The organism is Moorena sp. SIO4E2 (genome assembly GCF_010671945.1).
Classification (GTDB): domain Bacteria; phylum Cyanobacteriota; class Cyanobacteriia; order Cyanobacteriales; family Coleofasciculaceae; genus Moorena; species Moorena producens.
On record NZ_JAAHIE010000737.1, the window covers coordinates 1 to 3,034 of the forward strand.

Genomic DNA, 3,034 nt, shown 5'->3' on the forward strand with positions numbered 1-3,034 from the left:
TTTCATAAATCAGGGTAAGGCTGTCACTCGGATTTCACGAGGGATGGATTTTCACCATCATGGTTATCAAGTTATCAGAGTCAGTTTCCTGACCTAGCGACTAATCCTCCTTCTGACCTTTAATTGGTTTGAAGTTTATAGTCAACGAATCGCACTTGGCTGTAGTAGTCTGGATTATTTCTTAAATCAGGGAGATGACAAACAAGAGGACAAGCATTAATGGAACAGCGATTCTGTTCATACCAGGCCAATCTATCCGCCAACAAATAGTTGTACTGGGCACAAAGCATTGACAACCATTTATCAATTTTAGCTACTTGTTCTTTTGTTGGTTTTAATCGGTATTGATACGCTAGTTTCATCCCTTGCTTCCTGTTTGATCGACCTACTCTGATGATCACATGCCTGTACACATGCGACAACCCATAATGAAAGACAAGAAGTTGATTATCAGACTTACCGATTTTGAAAAAAGGCAGTTCTTACAGGAAGCAGAACGAAGAGGAATGACTCAATCTGAATTAATCAGAAGTTTAATAGCTCGTTTTCCTGTCCCGAAAGACTCTGTGCAAAATTCATCCCTGGAGACGAAACCTTAGGATAGTGGAGCCTTTACAGGCGACAGACTATGCAGAGAAGGGTTAAAAATTATTAATTAAGGCGACCCTATCCTTACGGTAACTTTAAACACTCATGCTGCGCATGTTCGTTGTGGGGCTTCTTTTGCCGGACAGCTAAATGGAAACTAACTTGCTAAGGGTTCTGATATCAGTTCCCAAGCATTGACATCGCTGACACCAATGCGCACTGGTACGTTCAGATAATCCTCTACCAGGTAATAATCCGTCTCATAGCGGCCTAATGTGCCATCGGGACGCCTGAGGGTGTACTGGAATTTGGGAATGTAACGCTCCCGAGTCAATCGATCAATTAGTTCGTTATAGTCATCCCGACTATCACGCCACAAGTAGCGATAATTAAAGCCAGTCCACTGATGGGGTTGGAGAATACCCCGCTCTGGTGCAAGTAGGTCATTGGTGTGTAAGCAAACATCATTCCACATTGACGTAATTACTACAATTAGACCTTCTTGACGCTTTTCTTTGATAAAATCATTAACACGAAGGTAGTTCGCTCCTAGCAAATAGGTTCCGTCTTGGCGTACTGGTCCGGTCATAGTTGTCTGGCTCCTGAGTATGGAGGTGGGAATTTGGTAAGGTCGCTCGCATCCAGGCCAAGATACAATAGCCCGTTGAAGCCTGAGTTTTTGAGCAGATACAGCCAGCTCACTAGCATGTCGCCTTAGAGCGTAAGCTGCTAATCGTGATGGAGCTTCAATATTGAAGCTTTCCGTGGTAACTGATAGATGGCACCCTGAGAAAAAGAAATTGTCCATTGTTGAAGACTGAAACCTAAAATGACACGCTGAGTAGTGAGTGTTGCTGTTAAACAAGTTAAACCGGACCAACGGAGACTATGGCTAACTACTATGGCTAACTACTATGGCTAACTATGGTTGTTGATCTATGGTTGTTGATTTATGGTTGTTGATCTAAGTAACCGACGGCTTCCATAGTACAGTAACTGGCAGGATTGATTTTAGCCAAAAATCGCTTCAAAAACCGATAATTTCTGTAAAAAATCCCCTCTGATAGCAATCACCATTGGCAGCTGTTAGTCCGATCACGGTTATTGAATCCTTGGCGACTCGCTGTTGCTCGACAATTTTGGAAAACCGTAGAAACAGCGATCGCGAATCTCCACTAACTCATCGGTTGTCCAAGGTTCATCATTGTTCTTGCATAGCACTACACCCAAACCAATCAGATCATCATCTGTGGGTCGGTTTCCTTCCAAGATGGCTTGGAGGTTTTCAACGCTAACTTCACTTAATCGTGATAGTTCTTCCAAGTTCCAGCCATGAATCAGATCAGCAATGGTAGGAGTTTGTGCTGGAACTGCTAATTGTTGGCTGCTGTCTAGGTACTGAAAAAATTTAGTCAGCGCATCTTCTAGTCCTTCACTGTAGTCAAGTTCGTGTTCGACACAGTAGTTGCGGAAGCGCTTTAGTAGATGTTTGGGAATATGTCCTCGCAGTAATGCATACCGGGGATCTGTCTTTTTGTGAACCAATGTCCTTGTCCTCTAGCTCCAGAGAGAGCAACATGTGATTGTCCTCTTATAAGTTTGGCACATTTTGTCACGATATACTTCTATTGGTATATCGTGATATCATGACAATGGGTTAATACACTGGTTAATACACTTAGGTAGTTACTACACTTACGGGGTTTATTTAAGTGTTTTACTATCGTGTTTTGTGTGTTCGTTCCTTTTGTCGCGATATATTTATATAGTTACATCACTATGTCGCGACGTCAAGACCAAAAAAAATATTTTTTTCCCCTTTCCCTGTGGCCTAATGCCTGTGGTAATGCCTGTTGCCCTTAAGTTTATTGGTGAAACGGTACAACCAATAGGGGTAATAATACGTATAGCAACCAACTCCAATTCCAGGAGTAATTCCAGGAGCTAGTACCAGTGGCAGACTCTGGCTCTGTCAAGAGTGCATCGATTCTCTCTTGGAAGCGACTGGGAGGCACAGGTCTACTAAAGGGAGCACAGAAATTTTCCGTAGTTATCATGGGACTGCTAACCATAGTCAACAGTGATTCTGCCAACAATAGGGCATCGACCCGTTTAGCGGCCCAATGGTCAGCACGGATTTCTCGTAGATTCAATAGTTCTTGCCACAATGACTCTGTATTTGGTAACCAAGCGGTAATTCGATGAATCCATCCTAGCCAGAAAAACCAGAAGGTATCTCGGTAATGGTGGTGAGCTTGCTCATGGGTGATCACAGCCTCTAGATGTTCCGATGAAAGAGTTTCTAGGAGTCCCTGACTGACCACAAGTTCGGGTTGCCAAAAGCCAATCTGAGCAATAAAGGGTATGGGAGTGTCTAAAAGACGAGCCAATTGACCCTGACTAGCTAGGGATTCAGGGGTTGGAGTTAAGCCAGGACAGTTTTCAA

General features: G+C 43.3%; 3 protein-coding genes and 1 pseudogene. All 4 read right to left on the reverse strand.

What is annotated here, in order from left to right:
• Nucleotides 1-155: 155 nt before the first annotated feature.
• Nucleotides 156-362 (reverse strand): annotated as a pseudogene (locus F6K37_RS36285) (helix-turn-helix domain-containing protein); the annotation flags it as partial.
• A 383-nt stretch (nucleotides 363-745) separates the two neighbouring features.
• Complete coding sequence (locus F6K37_RS36290; RefSeq protein WP_071107140.1) at nucleotides 746-1,396, reverse strand: hypothetical protein; 651 nt, start codon at nucleotides 1,394-1,396, stop codon at nucleotides 746-748.
• Nucleotides 1,397-1,689: 293 nt separating this feature from the next.
• Complete coding sequence (locus tag F6K37_RS36295) at nucleotides 1,690-2,133, reverse strand: hypothetical protein (RefSeq protein ID WP_008190960.1); 444 nt, start codon at nucleotides 2,131-2,133, stop codon at nucleotides 1,690-1,692.
• Between the two features lie 320 nt (nucleotides 2,134-2,453).
• Nucleotides 2,454-3,034: M56 family metallopeptidase (locus tag F6K37_RS36300; RefSeq protein ID WP_287255830.1), on the reverse strand; the 581-nt coding region annotated here is incomplete at its 5' end.